22 protein-coding genes are annotated in these 25,827 nt (G+C 74.5%); 12 read left to right on the forward strand and 10 right to left on the reverse strand.

Annotated elements, in window-relative coordinates; all coding sequences use genetic code 11:
• Window positions 1-18 precede the first annotated feature (18 nt).
• The 5 genes from ISOVA_RS01990 to ISOVA_RS02010 are packed head-to-tail and all read right to left on the reverse strand — an operon-like array spanning window position 19 to window position 4,445.
• The gene (locus tag ISOVA_RS01990; RefSeq protein ID WP_013837587.1) at window positions 19-906 is read right to left on the reverse strand and encodes a hypothetical protein; all 888 of its coding nucleotides are present in this window, start codon (window positions 904-906) and stop codon (window positions 19-21) included.
• A complete protein-coding gene (locus ISOVA_RS01995) occupies window positions 903-1,451 on the reverse strand; it encodes a sigma-70 family RNA polymerase sigma factor (protein ID WP_013837588.1) in 549 nt (182 codons plus the stop codon). Before ISOVA_RS01995 ends, ISOVA_RS01990 begins: the two co-directional genes overlap by 4 nt.
• Window positions 1,452-1,510: 59 nt before the next feature.
• Entirely contained in the window at window positions 1,511-2,491 is a 981-nt protein-coding gene (locus ISOVA_RS02000) for an ArsA family ATPase (RefSeq protein WP_013837589.1), read from the reverse strand.
• Window positions 2,482-2,745: a cory-CC-star protein gene (locus ISOVA_RS02005; protein ID WP_013837590.1), complete on the reverse strand. Its 264-nt coding sequence runs from the start codon at window positions 2,743-2,745 to the stop codon at window positions 2,482-2,484. Before ISOVA_RS02005 ends, ISOVA_RS02000 begins: the two co-directional genes overlap by 10 nt.
• Entirely contained in the window at window positions 2,745-4,445 is a 1,701-nt protein-coding gene (locus ISOVA_RS02010; protein ID WP_013837591.1) for a carbon starvation CstA family protein, read from the reverse strand. The genes ISOVA_RS02005 and ISOVA_RS02010 overlap by 1 nt, the downstream gene beginning before the upstream one ends.
• 220 nt (window positions 4,446-4,665) lie before the next feature.
• Here ISOVA_RS02010 and ISOVA_RS02015 point away from each other — a divergent pair, with 220 nt between their 5' ends.
• Window positions 4,666-6,960 carry a sodium-translocating pyrophosphatase gene (locus ISOVA_RS02015; RefSeq protein WP_013837592.1) on the forward strand — a complete coding sequence of 765 codons (2,295 nt, stop codon included), beginning with the start codon at window positions 4,666-4,668 and terminating at the stop codon, window positions 6,958-6,960.
• Window positions 6,961-7,034: 74 nt separating this feature from the next.
• Here the strand turns inward: ISOVA_RS02015 and ISOVA_RS02020 are convergent, their stop codons facing one another.
• Window positions 7,035-7,601 (reverse strand): DinB family protein, encoded by a 567-nt coding sequence (locus ISOVA_RS02020; RefSeq protein WP_013837593.1) that lies wholly within the window; start codon window positions 7,599-7,601, stop codon window positions 7,035-7,037.
• Window positions 7,602-7,681: 80 nt separating this feature from the next.
• Between ISOVA_RS02020 and ISOVA_RS02025 the strand changes: the two genes are divergently transcribed.
• The 3 genes from ISOVA_RS02025 (at window position 7,682) to ISOVA_RS02035 (ending at window position 11,319) form a co-directional block, all read left to right on the forward strand.
• The gene (locus ISOVA_RS02025; RefSeq protein WP_041295039.1) at window positions 7,682-8,053 is read left to right on the forward strand and encodes an MmcQ/YjbR family DNA-binding protein; all 372 of its coding nucleotides are present in this window, start codon (window positions 7,682-7,684) and stop codon (window positions 8,051-8,053) included.
• Window positions 8,054-8,185: 132 nt separating this feature from the next.
• Window positions 8,186-10,825, forward strand: a complete 2,640-nt coding sequence (locus ISOVA_RS02030; RefSeq protein ID WP_013837595.1) for a M14 family zinc carboxypeptidase — start codon at window positions 8,186-8,188, stop codon at window positions 10,823-10,825.
• Window positions 10,826-10,971: 146 nt separating this feature from the next.
• Window positions 10,972-11,319 carry a cupin domain-containing protein gene (locus ISOVA_RS02035; RefSeq protein ID WP_013837596.1) on the forward strand — a complete coding sequence of 116 codons (348 nt, stop codon included), beginning with the start codon at window positions 10,972-10,974 and terminating at the stop codon, window positions 11,317-11,319.
• An 18-nt stretch (window positions 11,320-11,337) separates the two neighbouring features.
• On the opposite strand, the gene ISOVA_RS02040 is transcribed toward ISOVA_RS02035, so the two are convergent.
• A complete protein-coding gene (locus ISOVA_RS02040; RefSeq protein ID WP_013837597.1) occupies window positions 11,338-11,853 on the reverse strand; it encodes a DinB family protein in 516 nt (171 codons plus the stop codon).
• Window positions 11,854-11,974: 121 nt separating this feature from the next.
• On the opposite strand from ISOVA_RS02040, the gene ISOVA_RS17405 reads away from it, so the two are divergent.
• From ISOVA_RS17405 to ISOVA_RS02055, 3 genes are all read left to right on the forward strand, one after another.
• Complete coding sequence (locus ISOVA_RS17405) at window positions 11,975-12,952, forward strand: hypothetical protein (protein ID WP_013837598.1); 978 nt, start codon at window positions 11,975-11,977, stop codon at window positions 12,950-12,952.
• 62 nt (window positions 12,953-13,014) lie between these two features.
• Window positions 13,015-13,641, forward strand: coding sequence for a hypothetical protein (locus ISOVA_RS02050; RefSeq protein WP_041294742.1), 627 nt, complete (start codon window positions 13,015-13,017; stop codon window positions 13,639-13,641).
• Window positions 13,626-15,251: a DUF7059 domain-containing protein gene (locus ISOVA_RS02055; RefSeq protein ID WP_013837600.1), complete on the forward strand. Its 1,626-nt coding sequence runs from the start codon at window positions 13,626-13,628 to the stop codon at window positions 15,249-15,251. Before ISOVA_RS02050 ends, ISOVA_RS02055 begins: the two co-directional genes overlap by 16 nt.
• 8 nt (window positions 15,252-15,259) lie before the next feature.
• Here ISOVA_RS02055 and ISOVA_RS02060 read toward each other — a convergent pair whose 3' ends face one another.
• Window positions 15,260-16,015: an alpha/beta hydrolase family protein gene (locus ISOVA_RS02060; RefSeq protein ID WP_013837601.1), complete on the reverse strand. Its 756-nt coding sequence runs from the start codon at window positions 16,013-16,015 to the stop codon at window positions 15,260-15,262.
• 196 nt (window positions 16,016-16,211) lie between these two features.
• Between ISOVA_RS02060 and ISOVA_RS02065 the strand changes: the two genes are divergently transcribed.
• Together ISOVA_RS02065 and ISOVA_RS02070 are read left to right on the forward strand one after the other, a co-directional pair.
• Window positions 16,212-17,183 (forward strand): LysR family transcriptional regulator, encoded by a 972-nt coding sequence (locus ISOVA_RS02065; RefSeq protein WP_013837602.1) that lies wholly within the window; start codon window positions 16,212-16,214, stop codon window positions 17,181-17,183.
• 188 nt (window positions 17,184-17,371) lie between these two features.
• Window positions 17,372-18,838, forward strand: a complete 1,467-nt coding sequence (locus ISOVA_RS02070) for a S1 family peptidase (RefSeq protein ID WP_013837603.1) — start codon at window positions 17,372-17,374, stop codon at window positions 18,836-18,838.
• A gap of 102 nt (window positions 18,839-18,940) precedes the next feature.
• Here ISOVA_RS02070 and ISOVA_RS02075 read toward each other — a convergent pair whose 3' ends face one another.
• A complete protein-coding gene (locus ISOVA_RS02075) occupies window positions 18,941-19,963 on the reverse strand; it encodes a serine hydrolase domain-containing protein (RefSeq protein WP_013837604.1) in 1,023 nt (340 codons plus the stop codon).
• Window positions 19,964-20,066: 103 nt separating this feature from the next.
• Between ISOVA_RS02075 and ISOVA_RS02080 the strand changes: the two genes are divergently transcribed.
• Window positions 20,067-21,014, forward strand: coding sequence for a phosphatase PAP2 family protein (locus tag ISOVA_RS02080; RefSeq protein WP_143762032.1), 948 nt, complete (start codon window positions 20,067-20,069; stop codon window positions 21,012-21,014).
• 186 nt (window positions 21,015-21,200) lie between these two features.
• On the opposite strand, the gene ISOVA_RS02085 is transcribed toward ISOVA_RS02080, so the two are convergent.
• On the reverse strand, window positions 21,201-22,220 hold the full coding sequence (locus tag ISOVA_RS02085; RefSeq protein ID WP_041294743.1) for a LacI family DNA-binding transcriptional regulator: 1,020 nt from the start codon (window positions 22,218-22,220) through the stop codon (window positions 21,201-21,203).
• Window positions 22,221-22,391: 171 nt separating this feature from the next.
• On the opposite strand from ISOVA_RS02085, the gene ISOVA_RS02090 reads away from it, so the two are divergent.
• A complete protein-coding gene (locus ISOVA_RS02090; RefSeq protein WP_013837607.1) occupies window positions 22,392-24,458 on the forward strand; it encodes a beta-galactosidase in 2,067 nt (688 codons plus the stop codon).
• Window positions 24,459-24,568: 110 nt separating this feature from the next.
• Window positions 24,569-25,825 (forward strand): sugar ABC transporter substrate-binding protein, encoded by a 1,257-nt coding sequence (locus ISOVA_RS02095; RefSeq protein ID WP_013837608.1) that lies wholly within the window; start codon window positions 24,569-24,571, stop codon window positions 25,823-25,825.
• The last annotated feature ends 2 nt before the right edge of the window (window positions 25,826-25,827 follow it).

Raw genomic sequence — 25,827 nt, forward strand, 5'->3', positions numbered from 1 at the left:
GAGCGCCGAGGAGAACGGTCAGTCGCCGCCGATGAAGTACTGCCAGGTGCCGTCCTCGTGGATCCCGAGCCGCCAGCCGTGGTAGCTGCCCTGGGTCAGCCGCATCTCCTCGGCGAGCTCCTCCGAGATGATCCCGGCGTCGACGATCTCCTGCCACGCCTCGTCGGACCCGACCCACTCCTCGCTGTGCACGCGCGGCCACGCGTACGTGTACGGGCCCTGGTCGTCCGCCGGGGTCGCGACCCAGCGCGTCCCGGTGATGAGTCGGACGAGGATCGCGTACCTGTCCTCGTACTGCTCGGCGTCGGGCAGGGCCCAGAACTCCTCCGGCCCCGTGCTGCCGAACGTCAGCGACGTGCCGTCCTCGGCGCTCATCGCCGCGAGCGCCTCGTCGTCGCACGCGAGTGCCGCCGCGAGGATCTGCTGCGCCGTCTCCGCGGCGGGGGCGGGCAGCACGGACAGGTCAGGCGTCTCGACGTCGAGGCCGGCGGCGGAGCAGTCGTCCGCCGCGGGCACGTCGGACGGCGAGGCGTCCGGCGCCGGTTCGCTCGCCTCGGTGGACGGCTCGGTGCTCGGCTCGGTGGACGGCGTGTCCGACGGCGTCGGTTCGACGCTCGGCGTCTCGGACGGCGTGGGCGTCTGCGCGGGCTGCGGCAGGACGAGCGGCTCGTCGGGCAGCAGCGTCGCGCCGCCGGCGCCGAGTCCTCCGGCCACCACGAGCGTCGTGGCGCCGATGCCCGCCTTCTTCGCGGCCCGACGCCGCCGCACGCGGGTCCGTACCGCGCCGATCCTGTCCTCGATGGCGGTCGCCGCGGCGGCCTGGCCGGCCATGCCGCCGAGGACGCGGTGCAGCGTCTCGCCCAGCTGCCCGTCGGCCCAGTCGTCGCGCGCGTGGTTCGTGCTCATCGTGCCGCCCTCCCGTCCGTCGTCGTCTGGTGCGGAACCTGCAGGACGCCTCGCAGGGTGGCGGTGGCGTCGGCGAGGTAGCGCTTGACCGTCCCCTGCGCGAGGCCGAGCGCCTCGGCGATCTGCGGCACCGTGAGGTCCTCGAAGTACCGCAGCACCACGCACGCCCGCTCCCGGGGGGCGAGCCGGGCGAGCGCCGCCGCGACGTCCGCCCGCGCCGTCACGCCCGACTCCGGGCCGCGTGTCCGTTCGTCGGCCGCGACGAGGTGCTTCACGCCCGACCAGCGCCGCCGACGGCGGTACTCGTCGAGGTAGAGCGTGAGGATCGCACGTCGCACGTACGCCTCGGTGGTGCCGCCGCCGTCCAACGGGTGCACGCCGCTCGTGCCCTCGCGTCGCCGCAGCCGCGAGAAGACCTTGACCAGGGCGTCCTGGACCAGGTCCTCGGCGTACCGCTGGTCGCCGCAGAGCACGTAGGCGTACCCGACGAGCGCCCGGCCGCGGTGCTCGGCCAGTGTGGCGAGCTCCTGCTCCCAGGGGGCCATGGGTCCTCCTCCGTGTGCCTTCACCCACCATGACGCACGGGAGGCCTCGACGGTTGGGGTCAGGTCAGCAGATCACCCAGGCGCTCGAGCGCGGCCTGCCCGACGACGTCGCCCGCCACGAGCGGGACCTCGTCGACCGGGACCCCGGGCAGCGCGGAGCGCAGCGTCCTCAGGTGCGCGTCCTCGGCGGCGCGGCGCGCGGCGAGCAGCGCGCCCGCGTCGCCGGGGGAGCGCTTGTTGACGACGAGGCCGCCGACGGGCACGCGCAGCGCCTGCAGCTGCTGCACGAGCTCGACCGACTCGAGCACGGGGAGCCGCTCGGCCGCGAGCACGACGACGAACGCGGTCCGCTCGGCGTCGGTCAGCACGTCGCGCAGGTGCGCGAAGCGGCGACGCCGGCGCTCGAGCACGCGGCGGATCTCGTCGTCGCGCCGCGCCTCGGACTCGGCCCGGCCGCCCAGCACGCGCACGGCCGCGTCGAACCGCTCGGACCGCTCGCGGCGGCGCAGCAGCCCGTCGGTCCAGGCGCCCATGGTCTCGGGCAGGCTGAGCAGGCGTGCGGTGTGGCCCGACGGCGCGGTGTCGAAGACGACGAGGTCGTACTCGGCCAGGCCCTTCTCGACGAGGTCCGCGACGCGCTCGAGCGTCGCGGCCTCGTGCGTGCCGGGCGCGTCGCGCGCGAGGTCGAGGTGGCGGTCCACCTGGCCGCGCAGGTGCTCGGGCACGAGCCGTTGCAGCGTGCCGCGCACCGCGTCGAGGTGCGCGGCGGTCGTCCGCTCGGGGTCGATCTCGACGCCGTCGAGCACGCCGGGGCCGGCAGGCCCGCCGTCGAACGGGCCCGCGAGGCGCACGACGTCGTCGCCCACCTCGCGCTCCCACAGGTGGCCCAGGTTGTGGGCCGGGTCGGTCGAGACGACGAGGACGCGCCCGCCCGCGCGGGCGCGGGCGAGCGCGACGGCCGACGCGACCGACGTCTTGCCGACCCCGCCCTTGCCGCCGAGGAAGAGCACGCGGCGGCGCGCGGCGAGGCCTAGCAGCACGAGACGGTCTCCAGGGGCGATCGGTCCATGCCGAGCCGGGTGTGCCACTCGTGGACGCGCTCGGTGAGCAGCGGCAGCAGCTCGACGGTGTAGTACGACGTCGGGTTGGGCACCCCGAGCGCCTCGGCCATGACGACCACCATGAAGAGGTCGTCCTCGTCGCGCCGGGCGCGGGAGAGCGTGCGCCGGTACGGCGCCTCGTAGAGCTCCCGCAGCCCGGCGGACAGGCTGCGCAGCGACCTGCGCAGGGACATCAGCGCTCCGAGGCCGAGGTGAGCACGGGCTCGTCCGTCTCCTCGTCGAAGGTGCCCTTGCGAGCGGCGTTCATCGCCACGACCGCCTCGAACGCGACCCACAGGGACGCCACGAGGATGATCACGTCGAGCACGAGCAGCAGCCAGTTGCGGCTGTCGTAGAAGCCGCCGAGCTGCACGATCAGCGCGTAGACCGACATGACCATGACGAAGACGAGGGGCACGAGCACCGGCAGCACCGGGCGCTTCTTGCGCAGCAGGATCACGGCCACGACGGCGAGCGTGAGCGAGGCGAGCAGCTGGTTGGTCGTGCCGAACAGCGGCCAGATGAGCAGGCCGCCCGCGCCGTCGCCGCCCGAGCTGAACACGAGCGCCATCGCGACGACGAGCACGATGAGCGTGCCGACCGCCTTGTTGATCCGCACGCCCGCGAGCTCGCCGGCCTCCTGGACGACGAAGCGCTGCAGGCGCACGCCGGTGTCCATGGTCGTCGCGGCGAACAGCACGGCCATGGTCGCGAGGATCGTCGCCGAGAGCGACACCGGGATGCCGAGGCCCGCGTTGAGGATCGCACCGCCGCCGTCGACGAACGCGCCCACGCCGTTGACCGCGAACGACGCGTAGACGGCCTCCCAGTCGGCGAGGGTCCGGAAGCCGGCCGTGGTGGCGATGATCGCGCCGAGCGCGAGCAGGCCCTCGCCGACCGCGCCGAAGTAGCCGACGAACCGTGCGTCGGTCTCCTTGTCGAGCTGCTTGGACGACGTGCCCGAGCTCACCATGCCGTGGAAGCCGGAGATGGCGCCGCACGCGATCGTGACGAACAGCAGCGGCACGAGGCTCGGGGTGTCGGCGGGCACGCTGTCGTTGAACGCGGGCGCGACGATCGCGGGGCTGCCGAGCAGGACCGCGCCGTAGAGGATGCCGAGACCGATGAAGAGCTGGACGCCGTTGATGTAGTCGCGCGGCTGGAGCAGGACCCACACGGGCAGCAGCGACGCGATCCCGGCGTAGACGAAGAGCGCCACGATCCAGAAGGTCGCCGGCGACATGCCGAGGATCGGGTCGGGCAGCACGACGGGCACGCGGTCGCCGACGAGGATGAGCGAGTACAGCGCCACGACGCCGATGACGGTCGTGAGCAGGAGGTTCATCTTCCAGCGGTAGATCATCTGACCGATGACGGCCGCCACGGCGATGGCGCCCCACACGGGGATCACCGACGTCGGGGTCGCGATGAGCAGGTTCTTGATCACGACGGCGAACGCCGCGATGACCATGAGCAGCAGCAGGAAGATCACGACCAGGAACAGGCTGCGGCCGCGAGCGCCGATGTACCGGCCGGACAGCATGCCCATCGACTGGCCGCGGTTGCGGGCCGACGCCCACAGGGCGCCCATGTCGTGCATGCCCGCGAAGAACACGGTGCCGAGCGTGACCCACAGGAACGCGGGCACCCAGCCCCAGATGACGGCGATCGCCGGGCCGACGATCGGCGCGGCGCCGGCCACCGACGTGAAGTGGTGACCCCAGAGCACGAACTTGTTGGTCGGGACGTAGTCCACGCCGTCGGACAGCTCGTGCGACGGGGTGGTGTAGGTGGGCGAGAGCTTGTAGACGCGCGAGGCGAGGAACTTCGAGTACAGGAAGTACCCGGCGAGCACCATGGCCACGCCGAGAAGCATGAGCACGAGGGAGTTCACAGCGGGCTCCGATCTGTCGTCGTCGACGTCGGTTGGTCGGCTATGCGGAGAAAGTGTAGAGGTCGTGCGGACGGGCGCGACAGGCCCGGCGATGACGGTGGTTGTTCGTGACGACCATCACATGTGGGTAGACTCGCGCGCATCCCGTCGTCAACGGCGCCGGCGGGACCCTTCGGTCTCTCCAGCATCAGGGACACCGGCAGCTCGTCGAGGAGGACGGATGCTCACACTCGGATCCACCAGCATCACGATCGTCGCGGTCATCGGGGTCGTGGCGCTGGCCGCCCTGCTCGTCGCGGCGACCCTGCGCAGGCAGGTGCTCGCCGCCCCGGAGGGCACACCCGGGATGCAGGACATCGCCCGGGGCGTCCAGGAAGGCGCGGCGGCCTACCTCAACCGCCAGTTCCGGACCCTGGCGCTGTTCGCGGTCGTGGTGTTCGCCCTGCTGTTCCTCCTGCCGGGCGACGGCGGGGTCCGGATCGGCCGGTCGATCGCGTTCCTCGTGGGCGCCGGGTTCTCGGCGGCGATCGGGTACCTCGGCATGTGGCTCGCGGTGCGGGCCAACGTGCGCGTCGCCGCCGCGGCGATGGACGGCCGGACGGGTCGCCAGGAGGGCGCGCGGATCGCGTTCCGCACCGGCGGCGTCGTGGGCATGTGCGTGGTGGGGCTCGGCCTGCTCGGCGCGTCGCTCGTGGTGCTCGTCTACCGGGCCGACGCGCCCGCGGTGCTCGAGGGCTTCGGCTTCGGCGCGGCGCTGCTCGCGATGTTCATGCGTGTCGGCGGCGGCATCTTCACCAAGGCCGCCGACGTCGGCGCCGACCTCGTCGGCAAGGTCGAGCAGGGCATCCCCGAGGACGACCCGCGCAACGCCGCGACGATCGCCGACAACGTCGGCGACAACGTCGGCGACTGCGCCGGCATGGCGGCCGACCTCTTCGAGTCCTACGCGGTGACGCTCGTCGCCGCGCTCATCCTCGGCAAGGCCGCCATGGGCGAGCAGGGCCTCGTGTTCCCGCTCATCGTCACCGCGATCGGCGCGTTCGTCGCCCTGCTGGGCGTCATCGTGACCCGGGTGCGCGGCAACGAGAACGGCCTGGCCGCGATCAACCGCGGCTTCTACATCTCCGCGGTGGTCGGCGCCGTGCTCGCCGCGATCGCCGCGTTCGTCTACCTGCCCGGCTCGTTCGACCAGCTCGCCGGCACCGCCGACCTCGGCGACGTGACCGCCGACCCGCGCGTCGTCGCCTCGCTCGCCGTGCTCATCGGCGTCGTGCTCGCCGGCGTCATCCTGTGGATCACCGGCTACTTCACCGGCACGACGTCGAAGCCGACGCTCCACGTCGCGGCCACGTCCCGCACGGGCGCGGCGACCGTGGTGCTGTCCGGCATCGGCGTCGGCTTCGAGTCCGCGGTCTACACCGCGGGCATCATCGCCGCCTCCATCCTCGGCGTCTTCCTCCTGGCCGGCGGGTCGATCTGGCTCGCGCTCTTCCTCGTGGCGCTCGCGGGCTGCGGCCTGCTGACCACGGTCGGCGTCATCGTCGCGATGGACACGTTCGGCCCGGTGAGCGACAACGCGCAGGGCATCGCCGAGATGTCGGGCGACGTCGACGGCGAGGGCGCGCAGATCCTCACCGACCTCGACGCGGTCGGGAACACGACCAAGGCCATCACCAAGGGCATCGCGATCGCGACGGCGGTTCTCGCGGCGACCGCGCTCTTCGGCTCGTACGCGGACGCGGTCGAGACGGCGCTGCGCGACGTGAGCGCCGTCGGCGGCGGGCTCGTCACCTCGATGCTCAGCTACGAGATCATCTCGCCGGTGACGCTCGTCGGCGTGATCCTCGGCGGCGCGACCGTCTTCCTGTTCTCGGGCCTGGCGATCGACGCCGTGACCCGCGCGGCCGGCGCGATCGTCTTCGAGGTGCGCCGCCAGTTCCGCGAGCACCCCGGCATCATGACCTACGAGGAGCGCCCGGAGTACGGCAAGGTCGTCGACATCTGCACGCGGGACTCCCTGCGGGAGCTCGCGACGCCGGGCCTCCTCGCCGCGTTCGCGCCCATCGCGGTCGGCTTCGGCCTGGGCGTCGGCCCGCTCGCGGGCTTCCTCGCGGGCACGATCGGCGCGGGCGTCCTCATGGCGATCTTCCTCGCGAACTCGGGCGGCGCCTGGGACAACGCGAAGAAGATCGTCGAGGACGGCGCCTACGGCGGCAAGGGGTCCGAGGCGCACGCCGCGACGGTCATCGGCGACACGGTCGGCGACCCGTTCAAGGACACCGCCGGCCCGGCCATCAACCCGCTCATCAAGGTCATGAACCTCGTGTCGCTGCTCATCGCGCCGGCCGTGGTCATGCTGAGCGTGCCCGAGGACGCCAACCACGGCGTCCGGATCGGGATCGCCGTGGTCGCCGCGCTCATCGCGTTCGGCGCGGTGGTCCTCTCGCGCGTGCGTGCCGCGCGTGTCGACCGCGAGTCCGAGGCCACCGAGGCCGAGCGGGTCGCCACCCGCTGACCCGGCGCACGCCGCCCGAGGTCGCCCGTCCCTCCGCCGTCCGTCGGGGGAGGGACGGCGACCTCGGCGTGGGCCTACTGGCCGGTGCGGCCGTCGATGCACTCGCGCAGCAGGTCGGCGTGCCCGGCGTGCCGCGCGTACTCCTCGACGAGGTGCTCGAGCACGTCCCGGACGGGGACGTCCTCGTCGCGGTGGCGCACCGTGCGGCCCATGTCGGCGTCCGTGAGCGTCGCGAGCCACGCGTCCGCGGCAGCGGTCTCGGCGTGCCACGTCGCCCACGCCTCCGCCACGACGTCGGGGACGGCGATTGCGCCGGTGAAGTCGGCGTCGCGGTCCTCCGGCGTCTGGTAGAGGCGGGGCAGGTGCGCCTGGCCCTGCAGCACGCGGCGGAACCAGTGGTGCTCCACGTTCGTCAGGTGCCGGACGAGACCCAGCAGGGAGAGGGTCGACGGCGGCACCGACCGCCGTGCGAGATGCTCCGCGTCGAGCCCGTCGCACTTCATCTCGATCGTGGCGCGGTAGCTCCGGAGGTAGGACCAGTGCGTCTCCAGCTCGCCCACGGGCCTGGACCACTGCTCGCGCGGGTCGTCCTCGGGGTCGACCCACATGTCGGGGAACCTGCGGTGCGTCGTGTCGTTCATCCGGCCATCGAACCGCCCGCCCGCGCGCGTGCACAACGGCATTGGCGCCGACGTCGGTGGGCCTCGCTACGGTGCGCGCCGTGACCGACGACGCCGTCGCCCCGGACCCGCTGCCGCGCCTGCGGCGGATCTGCCTCGCCCTGCCGGAGGTGACCGAGCGGCCGAGCCACGGCGAGCCCACGTGGTTCGTGGGCAAGGCGTTCGTCATGTACTCCGACCACCACCACGGCGGCCCGCTCGCGTTCTGGTGCGCCGCCGCGCCGGGCGTGCAGGAGGAGCAGGTCGAGCGCGAGCCCGAGCGGTTCTTCCGGCCGCCCTACGTGGGGACGCGCGGCTGGCTCGGCGTGCGCCTCGACGTCGACCTCGACTGGGCGGAGATCGAGGGGATCGTCGTCGACGCCTACCGCCAGGTCGCGCCGCGGCGGCTGGTCGCGCGCCTCGACGCCGACTGAGCCGGGCGAATCGGTTCACACGTTTTTCATCGGGGGTCTCGTCAAGGAAACACTCTGCCGCCATGCTGGGGGTCCCGGAGCTCGGTGCTCGCGCCCGGCCTCGGAGGTACGAGGACGAACCGAAGGGAAGCCATGAGACTCCAGCGCACCATCGCCGGGCTGAGCGGGGCGGCGATCGTCGTCGCGTCGTTCGCCGGCGTCACGACGGCCGCGGCGGCGCCCGACGCCGGCGGCCGCGGGCCCGAGACCGACACCGCGTCGCAGGGCGCGCCGTCGTTCGCAGAGCTCGTCCGGGCCGCCAGGACCGGGCCCGCGGCGAAGGCGAGCGACGGCGCGATCGACATGCCGACGTCGTACCCCTACCAGCCCGAGCTCACCGTGTACCCGCCCGAAGAGAACGACGCGACCCGCCTCAACGAGACGATCGCCTACTCGGACCTCGCCCCGCGGCTCACCGAGCTCATGGCGGCCAGCGACCGCGTGTCGACGCAGGTCGTGGGGCAGTCGACGCTCGGGCGCGACCTGTACCTCGTGACCCTCACGGCCCCCGAGGGCCGGGGCGAGACCGCCCGCCAGACGAAGTGGCGCGACGAGATCCGGACCGACCCGGTCAAGGCGGCTCGGAACGCGGAGCTCGCGGCCGGGTACAAGACGCCGATCTGGATCAGCTCCAACATCCACGGCAACGAGTGGGAGGGCACCGACGCGGCGATGCAGGTCATCGAGGACCTCGCGACGTCGCAGGACGCCGAGACGCTCGCGCTGCTCGAGAACCACCGGCTGTACTTCTCGCTCACGCTCAACCCGGACGGTCGCACGGCCGCGACCCGCGCGACGACGCTCGGGCTCGACGCCAACCGCGACATGGTCACGGGCACCACCCCGGAGGCGCGGTCGTTCGTCGCGACGACGCAGGCGCTCCAGCCGCTCTACGCCGCCGACTTCCACGGGTACACCAACGTCCTCCAGGTCGAGCCCTGCGGCCCGCCGCACGGCGAGAACTACGAGTACGACCTGTTCATCCCGCACGGCTACGCGCTCGCGCTGCAGGTCGAGGCCGACGTCGTCGACGCCGAGATCCCCGGCAACCGGTACTTCAACCCGGCCACGGGCGGCACCACGACGACCAACACCGGCTACATCAAGATCCCCTACCGCGACACGCCGTCCGGCTGGGACGACTACCCGCCGATCTTCACCGCGCAGTACGCGGCATACCACGGCGCGGTCACGGCCACGGTCGAGCTGCCGATGGGGCGCACGGGCGCGACGACGACGCCGCAGAACGCGCGCATCAACACCGAGGTCGCCCGGGTGACGATCGAGTCGATGCTCCGGTACGTCGCCGCGAACTCGGACGCCATGCTCGCCGACCAGATCGAGGCGTTCGGCCGCGGCCTCGCGGGCGCGCCGAAGGACGCGCTCACCACGGCCGACGTCTCGGCCGTCCCGGGCCCGGACGAGTGGAAGGAGCACTGGGACTTCGTCGACGACCAGGACCCGGTCGAGTTGCCGCGCGCCTACGTGATCCCGGTCGGCGACGCGCAGCGCTCGGGCTCGGACGCCGAGGCGCTCGTCGACGCGCTGCTGTTCCACGGCGTCCAGGTCGGCACGCTCGCGCGCACGACGACGGTCGGCGGCGTGACGTACCCGGCCGGCTCGTTCGTCGTCGACATGCACCAGCCGCGCCGCGGCCTGGCCAACGTGCTGCTCGACCTCGGCACCGACATCTCGGCCAAGGTGCCCTCGATGTACGACGTGTCGGCCTGGAGCCTCGCGTACCTGTGGGGCGCCACGGTCGACAAGGTCGGCTCGACGACCGACCCGGCGATCGGCACGGTCGTCCCGCTGCACCGCGTCCCGCAGGACGGCGTCCTGCCGAAGCGGGCCGACCACGTGACGTTCGACGTCGCCGGGGTCGAGGACTACCGCGCGCTCAACGCCCTGCTCGACGCCGGCGCACCGGTGTGGCTGCTCGACGACGGACGCGCCGTCGTCGGGCCCGAGGGCCTGGCCGCCGCGGCCGACGTCGTCGTGGAGCACGACATCCCGTTCGAGGCCGCCACGGCCGAGGACGTCGCGGCGCTCGACGACGCGACCGAGCTCGAGGACGTCACGGTCGCGTACGTGGGGACGCAGGACGACCTGCTGTCGCTCACGGAGCTGGGCTTCGACGACCTCGTGCGGGTCACCGCGGCGGGCGTCCAGGCCGGCGCCGCGACGGGCACGACCGGCCTCGAGGAGGCGGACGTGCTGTGGGTCGGCTCGTCGTTCTCGCTCCCGGCCGGCTCCGCGGGCCGCGCGTACGTCCAGGAGTGGGTCGACGCCGGCGGCTCGATCGTCGGACGCACGAACCAGGCGTTCACCGTGGCCTCGACCTACGGGCTGGTCTCGGGCACCGTCGTCGCGGGCAACTCGTCCGGCAACGGCATCGTCGACGTCGACACCCCGGAGGGCTCGATCTTCACGGCGTACGAGCAGGAGACGTCGTTCGTCTACCCCGCGTACTGGTTCACGAACCTGGGCGAGGGCACGACGGCGGAGCAACTGTACGACGCCGACGAGCCGTTCCTCGCGGGCCACTGGCGCGCGACGGGCGCCGGGACGAACGGTCCGGCCTCGGCGGCCGGCAACGCCGCGGTCGTCTCGGGCGAGGCGGAGTCCGGGGCGCGCGCGGTCGTGTTCGGGACCTCGCCGTTCTACCGCACGCACACCAAGGGAGCGATGAGCCAGGCCGCCCAGGCCATCTTCTGGGCAGCCACGGGCTCCTGACCCGCCGTGCGGACTTCTGGCCCGTTCCTCCTCCGAGGGACGGGCCAGAAGTCCGTCCGCACGGGTGCGCCGGGCGCGACACGGTGCGAAACCGGCCGCGGCCCGCCAGGATGTGCGTGACACGGTCGTCGAAGGAAGGACGTTCGATGCCAGACCTCACGCAGATCGCCCGTGAGCACCTCGAGACGGCTCGCGCGTCGGAGCACGGGCGCAGCGCGGAGCGGATCCTGCACGACAAGCACCTGCGGCAGTCGATCATCGCGCTGCGGTCCGGCGCCGAGCTGGGCGAGCACAACTCGCCGCCGGCCGGGAGCATCCACGTCCTCGAGGGCGCGGTCCGGGTCACCGGGCTCGACGACGCCGAGGTGAGGGCGGGCGAGCTCGAGGTCCTCACCCACCGTCGGCACGCCGTCACCGCGCTCGAGGACTCGGTCTTCCTGCTGACGACCGTGACGGGGCTCGACGACGAGCAGGCGCACGGCGACCCCGTCTGAGACCGCCGGCGAGGGGTGTCAGAGGCCGGTGCGGCCGTCGATGCACTCCCGCAGCAGGTCGGCGTGGCCCATGTGCCGCGCGTACTCCTCGATCATGTGGACGACGACGTCGCGCACCTCGACCGTGCCGCCCTGGTAGGGCACCTCGCGGTCCATGTCCTCGCCGACCATCCACTCGTCGGCGACCTCGACCGCCCGGTGCCAGGCGGCCCACGCCTCGGCCACGCACTGGTCGTCGGCGAGCGCGCCGTCGAAGTCGATGTCGGGCATGCCGCGCAGCTCGAACGGGCCGCGCTCGGTGCCGCCCTGCAGCACGCGACGGAACCAGTGGTGCTCGCCGTTGGCCAGGTGACGCACGAGCCCGAGCAGCGACAGGCTCGACGGCGGCACCGAGCGGCGCGCGAGCTGCGCGGCGCCGAGGCCCTCGCACTTCATGACGAGCGTCATGCGGTACCGGCACAGGTACTCCCAGAGCGTCTCCTTCTCACCGACCGGGTCGAACCCGGTCGCTCGCGGGTCGTGCTGAGGGTCCACCCAGGTGCCGGGTGCGCTTGGAGTCACGCGCAAAATCTGTCGGCTGCCGGTGGTCCGGGTCAAGCGAGCGCGGGCAACGATCTGGACACCGGTCCAGGCCCGGGCGGTAGCCTTCGCCGACATGAGGGGCACGAGGTCGCGCGGACGCACCGGCGGCGGCGCGAGGCGCGGCGGCGACGACCCGTTCGCACGTCGTGTCGCCGAGGCCGCCGCGGCCCGCGAGGGCACGACGGCGGGAGGCCGCTCGCGCCGTCGCGTGCGGCGCCCGGGGGCCTCGGCCGGTCCGGACGACGGCCCGACGGCGGATTACGCTCCCGGCCTGCCGGCCTGGCCCGCGCTCGGGTCCGCCGACGAGGTGCCCACCGCGGTGCCGAGCCTCGACGACGTCCTGGGAGGGGCGTCGCCCGGCGCCGCGCCGGCCCCCGCCCCGTGGGCCCCGCCGGAGCCGGCGCCCGCGCCGGAGCCTGCGCCAGGCCGGGGGCCGGAGGTGCAGGTCGCGCCCGCCGAGCGGCCCGGCCGTGCCGCCGCCGGTCGCGCGGCGGGGCGTGCAGCGGGGCGCGCGGCCGGACGCGCCGCGGGGCGTGCCGCCGGACGCGCCGCCGGGCGGCTCCGGCGTCGCGTGCCCGCGGGGATCCTCGCGCGCCGGTCGACGGTCGCGGCGACGGGCGTCGTCGCGCTCGGGCTCGGCGTGGTGTGCGGCCTGGGCGTCGACGCGGTGCGCGGCCCGTCCGCGACCGAGGCCGAGGAGCCGCCGCCCGCCACGCCGCAGGCGTGCGCCGTCGCCCAGGTCGCGTGGTCGCGCGCCGCGTCCGCCCAGGCGTCGATGTCGCAGGAGGAACCGGCGACGCTGCGCGACGGGTTCCTCGACGCGCAGGCGGTCGTGAACGGGGTCGAGCCGCCGCCCGCCGTCGCCGACGACTGGACCACCTACGTGCGCTACGTCGACACGGTGGCGACCGCCGTCGGGGACGCGACCGAGGACCAGGCCGTCGCCGAGGCGGTCGCCGGTGCGCTGTCCCGGATCGACACGGCGGAGGTCATGGCGGCGGCCGAGCGCATCACCGCGTACCTGCAGGCCGGGTGCCGCACGGAGCCGTGATCCGTCTCACGGGTGCCGCCCCCGATTTCTCGCGGACGCGCGGCCTGGGTCACCATGGGTGGATGCATCCCGTCCGCCGGCGTCATCCGCGCACGGCCGCGGTCACCGCGGCGGCCGTGCTGTCCGCGCTCCTCCTCGGGGGCTGCGGCGCCTCCGAGGGCGACGAGCCGGAGCCCGGCGCCGAGCCGGCGCCCGGCATCTCGGTGCCCGCCGACCTGCTCATCGACGGCCGGACCGCGTCGGGCGAGGCGTCCGCCGACGTCTCGGCCGCCCCGGACGCGTCGCCCGAGCCGTCGGCGTCCGCGGCGTCGGGGGAGCCCTCCGCCGAGCCGCCGGCGGCCGAGGACGCCGCGGCCGCGTGCGCCGACCTGCAGACCGCGTGGGCGGGGACGAACCGCGCGCTCGTGGGCCTGAGCCCCGAGCACCCGCGCTCGCTCGTGGCGAGCTTCCGGGAGGCGCACCGCTCGATCACGTCGGTCGAGCCCACGCCGGACATCGAGGAGGCGTGGACCGCGATGACCGACTACCTCGGCTCCGCGGTCGACGCGTTCCAGGACGTCGACGCCGACGACGCCGCGGCCGTGAGCGCCGCGCTGACCGAGGCGATCACCTCGGCCGACACCGCGCGCGCGACCGCAGCGAGCGAGGAGATCACGGCGTACGTCGCGGACTCGTGCGCCGCACGCTGACGAGCCCGGCGCCGCCGGCCGAGCCCGAGGGCACCGGCCTCGTCGCCGCGCTGCGCACCGACCTCGACGCGTCGGGCTTCACGGTCGACGGCGTCGGCGACCTCCTCGGGGAGGTCGCCTCGGCGGCGCTGCACCGCGAGCAGGCGGTCCCCGCGCGCCGTGCCCTCGAGGCCGCGCCCGCCGACGACCCGCGCGCCCCGCTGACCCGGCTCTTCCTGCTGGGCGACGACGTCCCGCGCGCCGCGCTGGACCGAGCGCTGCCTGGCGTGGGGGCGGAGGGCGCCGAGCGCCTGGGTCTGGTGCGCGCGGCGGGGCGGGCCGCCGACGACGCCGTGCGCGCCGTCGTCGACCTGCGGCCGTACGCGGCCGTGGACGCCCGCGGACCGGTGTCGTGGTGGCTGGCGAGCGACCACGGCGAGCTGGTCACGGGCGGGCGGCTCCCCGCGGACCACGTGCTCGGGGCGGGCGGGGCGTCGACGACCCTCGCCCAGGTGACGATGCGCGACCCCGTCGGCCGCGTGCTCGACCTGGGGACCGGGTGCGGCATCCAGGCGCTGCACGCCGCCCGGCACGCCCGGTCCGTGGTCGGCACCGACGTCTCGCGGCGTGCGCTCGCGTTCGCGCGGTTCAACGCGACCCTCAACGCCACGCCCGACGCCGCGCCGGACCGGCCCGACGCGGACCTCGAGCTGCGTCACGGGTCGATGCTCGAGCCGGTCGCGGGGGAGCGGTTCGACCTCGTCGTGTCCAACCCGCCGTTCGTCATCACGCCGCACTCGGGCGCGCCGGGCCGCGCCGTGGCCGAGGCCCTGGGCGACTACGAGTACCGCGACGGGGGCCGCGCGGGCGACGACCTCGTGCGCGACCTCGTCACGGGCGTCGGCGCGGTGCTCGAGCCCGGCGGCGTCGCGCAGCTGCTCGGCAACTGGGAGCACCGCCGCGGCGAGCCGTGGACCGAGCGCGTGGGTGCGTGGCTCGACGCCGCGGGCCTCGACGGCTGGGTCGTCCAGCGCGAGGTGCTCGACCCCGCCGAGTACGCCGAGACGTGGATCCGCGACGGCGGCACGACGTCCGAGCGGGAGCCCGACGCCTGGGCCGCCGCGTACGCGGCGTGGCTCGACGACTTCGCGGCGCGCGACGTCGAGGCCGTGGGCTTCGGCATCGTCACGCTGCGCCGGCCCGCGCAGGCCGGGGCACGGCCGACGCTGCGCCGGCTCGAGGAGCACACGGGCTCGGTGCGCCAGCCGCTCGGCGCCCACCTCGCGGCGTCGTTGGCCGCGCACGACTGGCTCGAGGCGCGCGACGACGCGGCGCTCGCGGCGGCGCACCTCGTGGTCGCCGAGGACGTGACCGAGGAGCGCTACCTGACGCCCGGTGCGGCGGACCCGAACGTCGTGATCGTCCGCCAGGGCGACGGGCTCGGCCGCGGCGTGCAGGCCTCGACGGGCCTCGCGGCGCTCGTCGGCGCGTGCGACGGCGAGCTCGCCGTCGGGCAGATCGTCGGCGCGATCGCGGCGCTCTTCGGCGTCGCCGCCGACGACCTCGCCGTCGAGCTGCTGCCCGCCGTGCGCGGGCTCGTGCGGGACGGCTTCCTCCGCCCGGCGCCCTGACCTCCGGGTCAGGGCGAGAGGTACTGGTCGGCCCACGCGCTGATGATGCGCGCGGCGCGCTGCGCCTGGCCCGGCCGGGTCAGCAGGTGGTCGGACCCCTCGAGCGACACGAAGCTGCGCGGGTGGCGCGCGGCGCGGAAGATCTCGCTCGCGTTGTCGATGCCGACGACGTCGTCGGTCGGCGAGTGCATGACGAGCAGCGGCTTGCACAGCTCGCCGATGCGGTGCGCGAGGTCGGCCTGGCGCACGTCCTCGACCATGCCGCGCTTGAGGTTGAGCCGCTTGCCGCCCACCTGCCACACCGCGTGACCCTCGGCGAGGACGCGGTCCACGAGGTCGTCGTAGTGGTGCTCGGCGTGGCTCGGGTCGAACGGCGCGGAGATCGACACGACGGCGCGCACGTCGGCCTCGGTCGCCGCGGCGATCGCCGCCGCACCGCCCCACGAGTGCCCCACGAGCAGGTCCGCGGGCGTGCCGCGCTCGGCCATGAACCGCGCCGCGAGCACGGTGTCGGCCACCTTGACGGTGAACGACCCGTCGCCCCAGTCGCCCTCGGAGTCGCCGAGCCCGAGGTTGTCGAAGCGCAGCATGCCGATGCCCTCGGCCGCGAGCTGCTTGCAGACACGCGCCGCGGCGGGCGAGTCCTTGCCGAGCGTGAACCCGTGCGCGAACACGCCCCACCCGCGCACCTCGCCCTCCGGGAGGTCGATGATCCCCGCCAGCCGGGGGCCCGTGCTGCTCGGGAACGTGACCCGTTCACCCATCGTGCCTGCTCCTCGCTCCTCGACGACGTCAACCGGAGTGTTGCCCACGATCGCGCGCCCGGCCCGACGACGCCGGGACAGGCAACGCGGGACCGGCCGGGCGTGGGCGGTCGGGCGACAGTGTGCGCACGTCGCGGGTTTCGTGCGTGTGACGTCCCACGGCGAGCCGGACGGGCGGCCGGTACCTTTCGCTGGCATGGACCTCGAGCTGCGACACCTGCGCGTGGTCGCGACCGTCGCGGAGTGCGGCAGCGTGACCAAGGCGGCGGCCGCCCTCGGCCTGGCCCAGCCGGCACTGACGGCCCAGCTGAACCGCATCGACCGGTCGCTCGGCGGACCGGTGTTCGTCCGCGACCGGACCGGCTCGCGGCCGACCGCCCTCGGCGAGCTCGTCCTGCGCCACGCCCGCGTGCTGCTCCCGGCGATGGACGCCCTGGTCGACGACGCGCGGCGGCTCGTCAACGCCCGCGCCCGCGCCGGGTCCGCGCTGCGCGTCGGCACCGCCAACACCGCCGTCGGCGGGCTCTTCGTCAACCGGCTCCACGCGGCGCTGCCCGGCACGACCCTCACGACGTCGATGTCCTGGTCCGTGGGCGACCTCGCCGCCGACCTCGCGGCCGGCGCGCTCGACGTCGCGCTCGTGGGCGTGTGCGCCGACGCCGCGCCGCCGCCCACGGGCGGGGTCGTGTGGACGCGGGTCGCGACCGACCCGGTGTTCGTGCTGCTCGCCGAGGAGCACCCGCACGCGACGCACGACGCCGTCCCGCTCGCGGAGCTCGCCGACGCGCACTGGCTCACGGGGCCGGGCGACGACTGCTTCGACCGGTGCTTCGTGGCCGCGTGCGCGCGGGCCGGCTTCACGCCGCGCGGCATCGGCACGACGGAGCGCGCGTCCGCCGTCGAGCAGGTGCGCGGCGGGCACGCGGTCGGGCTCGTGCAGCCGCTCCTGCTCGACCTGCCCGGCGTGTGGGCGGTCCCCATCGCGGGCGAGCCGCTGCGCTGGAGCCACTACGTCGGCTGGCGCGACGGCGCGCTGCCGGTCGCCGACGCGGCCGTCGCGGAGGACGCCGCGGCCGCGGCGCACGCCGAGGCCGTGCGGCGTTCGCCCTGCTACCACGCGTACCGGGAGCGCTCGGGGCGTGCCGGCGCACCGCCCATAGCGCGGTGATATGACCCGTTCGGCATCTGGGGCGAGCCGAAAGACGCGTCATAGTCGAGTCAACGCCGGTGCAGGGGGCGGTCGGCGGGACGGGGATCGGCGCAGCGGTGCGCGGGCTCGTACGGCGTCCGCAGGAAGCTCCCTGCGCCGAGCCGCACCAGGGAGATCCTCTGGTGATCGCCGAAAGGACGCTGGAGATGAGACGCACCCCGTACAGAGCGCTCGCCGTGGCCACCGCCTCGCTGTCGCTCGTCGCAGGTTCACTGACCACGGCCGCCATGGCGGCCCCCGGCCCGGGCGACGACGACGTCCCCGGCGCCGAGCAGTACGCCCCGAGCCTCCTGCGCGCGATGGAGCGCGACCTCGGGATGCCCGCCGAGCGCGCGGTCGAGCGCCTCGAGTTCCAGGCGAGCGCCGCGGAGCGGTCCGCCCGTGCCGCCAAGACGCTCGACTCGTTCGCCGGTGCGTGGGTGCACCCGGCGTCGGACGTCCTGTACGTCGCCGTCGCGAACCGGGGCGAGCGCGCGCGGGCCGAGCGGCTCGGGGCGCGGGCCGTCGTCGTCGACCGGACGGCCGACGAGCTCGTCGACCTCCAGGAGGCGCTCGACGCGTCGCTCGCCGACGCGGGCGTCGACGTGACGTCGTCGTACGTCGACCCCACGACCAACGCGCTCGTGGTCGGCGTCGTCGCCGGCGACGAGGCCGCGGCGACCGCGGCGGCGGCCGACGCCGGCGTCCCGGCCGACGCCGTGACCGTCGTCGCCGAGGAGCAGCCGCGCACGTTCATCGACGTCGTCGGCGGCAACGCGTACTACATCAACGGCTCGTCGCGCTGCTCCGTGGGCTTCACCGTGGGCGACGGCTTCGTCACGGCGGGCCACTGCGGCGCCGTCGGCGCGACGACGACGAACCCGAGCGGCACGTTCGCCGGGTCGAGCTTCCCGGGCGACGACTACGCGTACGTGCGGACGGCGTCGGGGAACACGCTCGTCGGCGCGGTCAACGACTACGCCGGCTCGACGGTCGGCGTCGCGGGCTCGACGGCCGCGCCGGTCGGTGCGACGGTCTGCCGGTCCGGCTCCACGACCGGGTGGCACTGCGGGACCATCCAGGCGTACGACGCGACCGTGACGTATCAGCAGGGCAGCGTGCACGGGCTCATCCGCACGACCGTGTGCGCCGAGCCCGGCGACTCGGGCGGCTCGCTGCTCGCCGGCAACCAGGCGCAGGGCGTGACGTCGGGCGGCTCGGGCGACTGCCGACGCGGCGGGACCACCTACTTCCAGCCCGTCAACGAGATCCTCAACCGCTACGGCCTCACGCTGCGGACCAGCGGCGGGGGTGGCGGGACGCCCGAGCCGACGTCGTGCTCCGACTACGAGCGCACGGGCAGCAGCACGCTGAGCCACGGCGGGTCGGCGGCGACCGGCGCGTTCTCCGCGGCGTCGGGCACGCACGTCGGCTGCCTCGACGGGCCCTCGGGCGCCGACTTCGACCTCTACCTGCAGCGGTACAGCAGCGGCTCGTGGCGCACGGTCGCGCAGGGCATCACGACGTCGTCCGACGAGCTCGTGACGTACACCGGGACGTCGGGCACGTACCGCTGGCTCGTGCGGTCGTACTCCGGCTCCGGGTCGTTCACCCTCGGGTGGGACGTGCCCTGACGTGAGGGGCTGAGCGGCTCTCGGCCCCCTCCCGGCACGGGGAGGGGGCCGAGGGCCGTCGTCGCACGAGCACGGTCTGCACGCGGCGCCCGAGTGCCGACCTCAGGCGGCAGGGAGCCGGCGCACGAGCGAGAGCGCCGGCAGGTCCACGCCCCGCGCGTGGTTGGTCAGCACGACGACGGCGTCCCCGGCCTCGGGCCGCAGGCACACCATCGAGCGGAAGCCGCCGGTGCCGCCGTTGTGCCAGACGAGGGTGTCCTCGCCCCGACCGGGCGTGCGCTGCCACGCCAGACCGATCCTGCGCGCGTGCTCCGCCGTCGCGAGGCGCACGGCGTCGCCGAGCGGGCCGTCCGGCGGGTCGAGGTGCGCGCGTGCCCAGGCGAGCGTGTCGGCGGCGGTCGAGAGGAGCGCTCCCGCGCCGGGAAGGCCGTCGAGCGGCCACGGCGCTGCCGGTGTCCGACGCCGGTGGTGGCCGCGCGCGGTGCGCGCCGCCTGGTCCTCGGTCAGCTCGTGCCGCGTCCGGGTGTCGGCGAGGCCGAGCGGGTCCGTGACGCGCGTGCGGACCAGCTCGCCGAACGTCGTGCCGGCGTGCCGCGCGAGCGCGACGCCGAGCAGCGCGTACCCGCTGTTCGAGTAGGAGGGCCTGCCGCTGCCCGGCGTCCGGCGCAGTCGTCCGGCTCGGACGGCGGCGAGCGTCGACGCCTCCGTGACGTCGCGGTAGGGGTCCTTCCCCCGGAGCATCTCGAGCGACCCGCGGACGATCGGCACGTGGGTGCGCGGCAGCCCCGACGTGTGCGTCGCGAGGTGGCCCAGGGTCACGAGCCTGCCGTCGCGGCCGAGCCCGGCGACCTCGGGCACGAGGTCGCCGACCGGCGTGTCCAGGCTCAGCTCGCCCTCGACGACCGCGCGGGCCAGCACGAGCGCCGTGAACGTCTTGGTGACCGACCCGATCTCGAACAGCGTGCGCGCGTCCGGGGTGCCGCCGTCGGGCAGACGGGCGCGGCCCGCGCCGCGGACCGTCGTCGTCCCGTCGGGCGCGACGTGGCCCACGACCACTCCGACGCGCCGTCGGGCCGCCTGCTCGGCGGTCCGGGTGAGCAGCTCGTCGATCCGTCCGTCTCCCACCGCATCCCTCCGTCGCCGCCGGCGCGGCCATTCTTGCGGAGATTCGTCCGACCTGGCCAGCACGTGCACAGAGGCACCACACGAGGTCGGTACGGTGTTCGCCATGGTCGCCGACACACGTCCGCTCCCGGCGTCGGGCCCCTCGGGCCCGGTGCCGGTCGGTCGCGCCTCCGTCGACGTGGTCCGTGCGCGGACCGGTGCGCGGGTCGTGGCCGCCCTGGTCGCCCTGCTCGCCGCCGTCGGTGTGGGGCTGACGCACCGGGTGTTCGTCGCGACGGCGGCAGGGCAGCGGGTGGACGAGCTCGCGTTCGAGGGTGCCGCCCACGGCCAGGGCCGGCTCTGGGTCGTGGCCGAGCCGGTGCTCGACGTCGTGTCGGTCGCGTTCGTCGTCGTGGCGATCGGTGTGGCGATGCTCGTGGCCGTCGCGCGACGGCGCTGGGTGCTCGCCGTCCAGGTGGCCGCGCTCGTCGTCGGCGCCAACGTGACGACGCAGCTCCTCAAGCACCAGCTGCTCGAGCGTCCCGACCTCCTGCCCGGCTGGAACGGCCCGAACACGCTGCCGAGCGGGCACACGACCGTCGCGGCCTCCGTCTCCGTGGCCCTCCTGCTCGCGACGCCGCGTGCCTGGCGGCCGGCCGTGACCGTCGTCGGCGTCCTGTACACCGCGGCGACGGGCGTCTCGACGCTCGTCGGGCAGTGGCACCGGCCGTCCGACGTCATGGCCGCGCTCCTCGTGGTGCTCCTGTGGGGCGCCGTCGTGTGCGCGTTCACTCCGGCCGTCGCGCTCGACACCCCGCGCACGCCCGGCGGGTCGCTCGCGACGCCCGGGTCGTCGGTGCTCGCCGGGCTCCTGCTCCTCGGCGCCGCGGTCGGCGGGGGCATCGCGGCGACGACCATGGCCGGCCTCGTCGGCGCCTGGTCGGTGCCGTTCGCGCCCGACGTCACCGCCTACGCCGTCGGGGTGCTCGCCGTCGCGTCCGTGACCGCCGCGACGTTCGCCGTGCTGCTCGTCCTGCGGCAGGCGACCGCCCGCCCCGCCCCCGCGAAGTAGCGCGTTTCGCGCCGAAGTAGCGCTCGCCGTCGCGAAGTAGCGCGTCTCGCGCCGAGGTAGCGCTCGAGGTCGCGAAGTAGCGTCCGACGTCGCGAAGTAGCGCGACCCGCGCGCGCCCCTCGCAGCGAAACACGCTACGTCGCGGGGAAACGCGCTACTTCGCCGAGGGGCACCGCTACGTCGGCGTCAGGTCGAGGCGCGGACGACGAGCTGAGCGGGCAGCGTGACGGACCGGTGCGGTGCGCCGCCGATCTCCTCGAGCAGGAGCGAGACCATCTCGGCGCTGATGCGGTCGAACGGCTGGTGCATCGTCGTCAGGGGAGGGTCGAGCGTCTCGGCGAGCCCGGAGTCGTCGAACCCGGCCACCGCGACGTCGTCGGGCACCGCGCGGCCGGCCTTGCGGAGCGTGACGAGCGCACCGGACGCCATGAGGTCGCTCGCGGCGAAGACGGCGTCGAGGTCGGGTGCGCGCTCGAGCAGCTCGGCCATCGCCGCGGAGCCCGACGCCGCGCTGTAGTCGCCGTGGGCCACGAGGCGCTCGTCGAACGCGTCGCCGAGCTCCTGGCGGTACCCCTCCAGCCGGTAGCGCCCGCCGGGCGTGTCGAGCGGGCCGGTGATCATGCCGATCCGCCGCCGCCCGCAGGCCTTGAGGTGCTGGACCATGGCCCGCGCCCCGCCGATCTCGTCGACCGACACCGACGCCACCCGGTCGGCGTACCCGAGGGGGATGCCGCACGCGACCGTGGGCACGCCCTCGGCGAGCAGCGACCCGATGAGCGGCTCGTTCTCGTGCGTCGAGATGAGCAGAACCCCGTCGACGTGCCCGGCCGTGACGTACGACGTCGCGTTCGCCCGCTCCTTGTCGTTGCCGGCGACGAGCAGGACGAGCGTCATGCCCCGCGCGTCGAGTGCCTCGGCCGCGCCGCGCAGGAGGATCGCGAAGTTGGGGTCCGCGAACAGGCGCTGCTGCGGCTCGGTGAGCAGGAACGCGAGCGAGTTCGCCCGCCCGGTGACGAGGCTGCGTGCGTGCCGGTTCACGCGGTAGCCCGTCTCGCGGATCGCACGCTCGACCGCGCGGCGTGCGTCGGGGGACACCCAGTGCCCGCCGTTCATCACGCGCGACACCGTGCCGCGCGAGACGCCCGCCGCGGCGGCGACGTCGCGGATGGTCGGGCGGCGCCGGTCGGCGGCGGAGGTGGTGGCCACGGAGACGACTGTAACGCCGCCCCGCGAGATCTGACGGCCCGTCGTGTGCACGGTCACAGGTGGGTAACGGCTGCGGGACCGGGTTGCGGCGCGCCATCCGCCGATGCCTAGACTGTGCACGTTCACAGCCGGAGCCGCACGACGACGCGCGGCCCGATCCGACGGAGGGTCATGGGAGCCGAGACCACCGGGCCGGCCATGGTGCCGACGAGCTGGCCGACCGGCCGCACGATCGGCTACGGGGGCGACTACAACCCCGAGCAGTGGCCTCGCGAGGTCTGGGACGAGGACGTCGCCCTCATGCGCGAGGCCGGCGTGAACTTCGTCAGCGTCGGGATCTTCTCCTGGGCGCTGCTCGAGCCGCGGCCCGGCGACTACGACTTCGCCTGGCTCGACGAGCTCCTCGACCTGCTGCACGCGAACGGCATCATGGTCGACCTCGCGACGCCCACCGCCTCGCCGCCGGCCTGGTTCTTCCACGAGCACCCCGAGGCCCGCGTCGTCACGCGCGACGGCACCGTCCTCGGCTTCGGCTCGCGCGGAATGGCCTCGCCGAGCTCGCCCGCGTATCGCGAGGCGTCCGTCCGGATCGCCTCCGCGCTCGCCGAGCGCTATGCCGAGCACCCCGCCGTCGTGCTCTGGCACGTGCACAACGAGTACGGCGCACCCGTCGGCGAGGACTACTCCGACGCCGCCGTCGCCGCGTTCCGCACATGGCTCCAGGACCGCTACGGCACGCTGGACGCACTCAACGCCGCGTGGGGCACCGCGTTCTGGGGCCAGGTGTACTCGGACTGGGAGCACGTCGGCGCGCCCGCCGCGACGCCGTCGGTCGCCAACCCGTCGCAGCGCCTCGACTTCGCGCGCTTCACCGACCACCAGCTGCGCGCGTGCTACCTCGCCGAGCGCGACGCCATCCGGGCCCGCGCCCGCCAGCCGATCACCACGAACTTCATGGCCAACGAGTGCCCGACGACGGACCTGTGGGCCTGGGCGTGCGAGGTCGACGTCGTCTCGAACGACCACTACCTCACCGCGGCCGACCCGCGCGGCCACGTCGGTCTGGCGCTCGCGGCGGACCTCACGCGCTCGGTGGCGGGCGGCCGGCCGTGGATCCTCATGGAGCACTCGACGTCGGCCGTCAACTGGCAGCCGCGCAACGTGGCCAAGCGGCCGGGCGAGATGGCCCGCAACTCGCTCGTGCACGTCGCGCGCGGCGCCGAGGTCGTCGGGTTCTTCCAGTGGCGCGCCTCGCGGCACGGTGCCGAGAAGTTCCACTCCGCGATGCTGCCGCATGCCGGCACCGGCTCGCGCGTGTGGCGCGAGGTCGTCGCCCTCGGGCGCAACGTCGGGCGCCTCGCCGAGGTGCAGGGCTCGACGGTGCACGCCGACGTCGCGATCCTCTGGGACACCGAGTCGTTCTGGGCGCAGGACCTCGAGTGGCGGCCGTCGGTCGACGTGCGCCACAAGGAGCGGGTGCGCGCCTACTACGAGCGTCTGTGGCGCGACGGCGTCACGACCGACTTCGCGCACCCGACGGCCGACCTGTCGCGCTACCGGCTCGTGGTCGCCCCGGCGTCGTACCTGCTCACCGCGGACGCGGCCGACAACCTGCGGCGCTACGTCGCGGGCGGCGGGACGCTCGTCGTGTCGTTCTTCTCGGCGGTCGTCGACGAGAACGACGCCGTGCACCCCGGCGGCTTCGGCGCGCCGCTGCGCGACGTGCTCGGTCTCGCGGTCCACGAGTTCCTGCCGCTGCGGGCGGGCGACACCACGCACGTTCGCTGGCACGACGGCGGCACCGAGCTGCCCGCCGACACCTGGCAGGAGGACCTCGCGCTCGAGGGCGCCGAGGTCGTCGCTACCCACCTGGACGGCCCGGCCGCGGGCGGGCCCGCGATCACGCGGCACGCGTTCGGCGACGGCACCGCCTGGTACGTCTCGACGCGGCTCGACGTCGCCGCGCTCGCCCCGGTGCTCCACGCCGCGTACGCCGACGCGGGCGTCGAGGCCGCCGACCTGCCGGAGGACGTCGAGCTGGTGGTGCGGCACGGGCAGGACGCCGACTACGTCGTGGCGGTCAACCACACGGACGCCGACGCCAAGGTCCGCGTTCCCGACGGGGTCGAGCTCCTCCGCGGCGAGCCCGTCTCCGGCGGTCTCGACCTGCCGGCGGGCGGTGTCGCCGTCGTGCGCACCGCCGCCTCCCGGCCGACCGGGGGTGATCACCACCCCTGACGCCCGACGTCGGAGCCGCAGGTTCCGCGTACTCCCCACTCCACCCCCCGTCGCAGCGCCGCGACGTCCCCGGACACGCGCGCGGCGGCACCCGTCCGGAAGGAAAGCCCATGCGCAGAGCAGCCATCCCGGTCGCGGCCCTCGCGACCCTCGCCCTGGTCACCGCGTGCGGTGGCGGCGAGGGCCAGAGCCCCGAGGCCACGCCCGACGACACCACCCAGGCCACCGAGCCCGCCGCGAGCGGCTCCATCACCGTCTGGGTCGACGAGAACCGCGAGCCCGCCGTGGCCGCGGCGGCCGAGACGTTCACGGCGGAGACCGGCGTCGAGGTCGAGCTCGTCCAGAAGAACTTCGAGGACATCCGCGCCGACTTCCTCGCCCAGGTCCCCACGGGCGAGGGCCCGGACATCACGGTCGGCGCGCACGACTGGCTCGGCTCGTTCATCGTCAACGGCGTCGTCGACTCGGTCGACCTGGGGGACAAGGCCGGCGAGTTCGAGGACGTCGCGATCGAGGCCCTCACCTACGACGGGCAGCTGTACGGCCTGCCGTACGCGCTCGAGACGGTCGCGCTCATCCGCAACACCGCCCTCGCGCCCGACCCGGTGCCGGCGACGTTCGACGAGATGATCGAGGTCGGCCGCGCGGCCGGCACGCCGCTGCCGTTCGTCATCAACACCAACGGCACCACGGGCGACGCCTACACCTACTACGCGTTCCAGACGTCGTTCGGCGCCCCGGTGTTCGTCCAGCAGCCAGACGGCTCGTACACCAACGAGCTGGGCATGGGCGGCGAGGAGGGCTACGCCTTCGCCGAGTGGCTCGGCGCCAACGGCATGGCCGGCGAGGGCCTGTTCAGCACCGACTGGACGTACGACATCGCCAACCAGGAGTTCGCGGACGGCAACGCGCCCTTCACCGTGGCGGGGCCGTGGGCGATCAGCACCTACACCGACGCGGGCGTGGACGTCGCGGTCGAGCCGATCCCGTCGGCCGGCGGCGAGACCGCGGCCCCGTTCGTCGGCGTGCAGGCGTTCTACCTGTCGGCGCAGAGCGACAACGCCCTGGTCGCGACCGACTTCCTCACCAACTACGTCGCGACGCCCGAGGCCATGCGTGCCCTGCACGAGGCCGACCCGCGCATCCCGGCGATGAGCGAGGTCGCGCAGGAGGTCGCCGAGGACCCGATCATCGCGGGCTTCCTCGCCGCGTCGCAGAACGGCACCCCGATGCCGTCGATCCCCGAGATGGGCGACGTCTGGCAGCACTGGAACGCGGCGCAGGCGTCCATCATCTCCGGCTCGGCCGAACCTCGGGCCGCCTGGGACAAGATGCTCGCCGACCTCGAGTCCGCGCTCGGCGGCTGATC

Source organism: Isoptericola variabilis 225 (assembly GCF_000215105.1).
Taxonomy (GTDB): Bacteria; Actinomycetota; Actinomycetes; order Actinomycetales; family Cellulomonadaceae; genus Isoptericola; species Isoptericola variabilis_A.

Coding starts and splice junctions, on each gene's coding strand:
- ISOVA_RS02030 (WP_013837595.1), top strand. CDS start 8,186: ATGAGACTCCAGCGCACCATCGCCGGGCTGAGCGGGGCGGCGATCGTC.
- ISOVA_RS02060 (WP_013837601.1), bottom strand. CDS start 16,015: ATGGGTGAACGGGTCACGTTCCCGAGCAGCACGGGCCCCCGGCTGGCG.
- ISOVA_RS01995 (WP_013837588.1), bottom strand. CDS start 1,451: ATGGCCCCCTGGGAGCAGGAGCTCGCCACACTGGCCGAGCACCGCGGC.
- ISOVA_RS02070 (WP_013837603.1), top strand. CDS start 17,372: ATGAGACGCACCCCGTACAGAGCGCTCGCCGTGGCCACCGCCTCGCTG.
- ISOVA_RS02005 (WP_013837590.1), bottom strand. CDS start 2,745: ATGTCCCTGCGCAGGTCGCTGCGCAGCCTGTCCGCCGGGCTGCGGGAG.
- ISOVA_RS17405 (WP_013837598.1), top strand. CDS start 11,975: ATGAGGGGCACGAGGTCGCGCGGACGCACCGGCGGCGGCGCGAGGCGC.
- ISOVA_RS01990 (WP_013837587.1), bottom strand. CDS start 906: ATGAGCACGAACCACGCGCGCGACGACTGGGCCGACGGGCAGCTGGGC.
- ISOVA_RS02080 (WP_143762032.1), top strand. CDS start 20,067: ATGGTCGCCGACACACGTCCGCTCCCGGCGTCGGGCCCCTCGGGCCCG.
- ISOVA_RS02050 (WP_041294742.1), top strand. CDS start 13,015: ATGCATCCCGTCCGCCGGCGTCATCCGCGCACGGCCGCGGTCACCGCG.
- ISOVA_RS02095 (WP_013837608.1), top strand. CDS start 24,569: ATGCGCAGAGCAGCCATCCCGGTCGCGGCCCTCGCGACCCTCGCCCTG.
- ISOVA_RS02035 (WP_013837596.1), top strand. CDS start 10,972: ATGCCAGACCTCACGCAGATCGCCCGTGAGCACCTCGAGACGGCTCGC.
- ISOVA_RS02015 (WP_013837592.1), top strand. CDS start 4,666: ATGCTCACACTCGGATCCACCAGCATCACGATCGTCGCGGTCATCGGG.
- ISOVA_RS02020 (WP_013837593.1), bottom strand. CDS start 7,601: ATGAACGACACGACGCACCGCAGGTTCCCCGACATGTGGGTCGACCCC.
- ISOVA_RS02090 (WP_013837607.1), top strand. CDS start 22,392: ATGGGAGCCGAGACCACCGGGCCGGCCATGGTGCCGACGAGCTGGCCG.
- ISOVA_RS02065 (WP_013837602.1), top strand. CDS start 16,212: ATGGACCTCGAGCTGCGACACCTGCGCGTGGTCGCGACCGTCGCGGAG.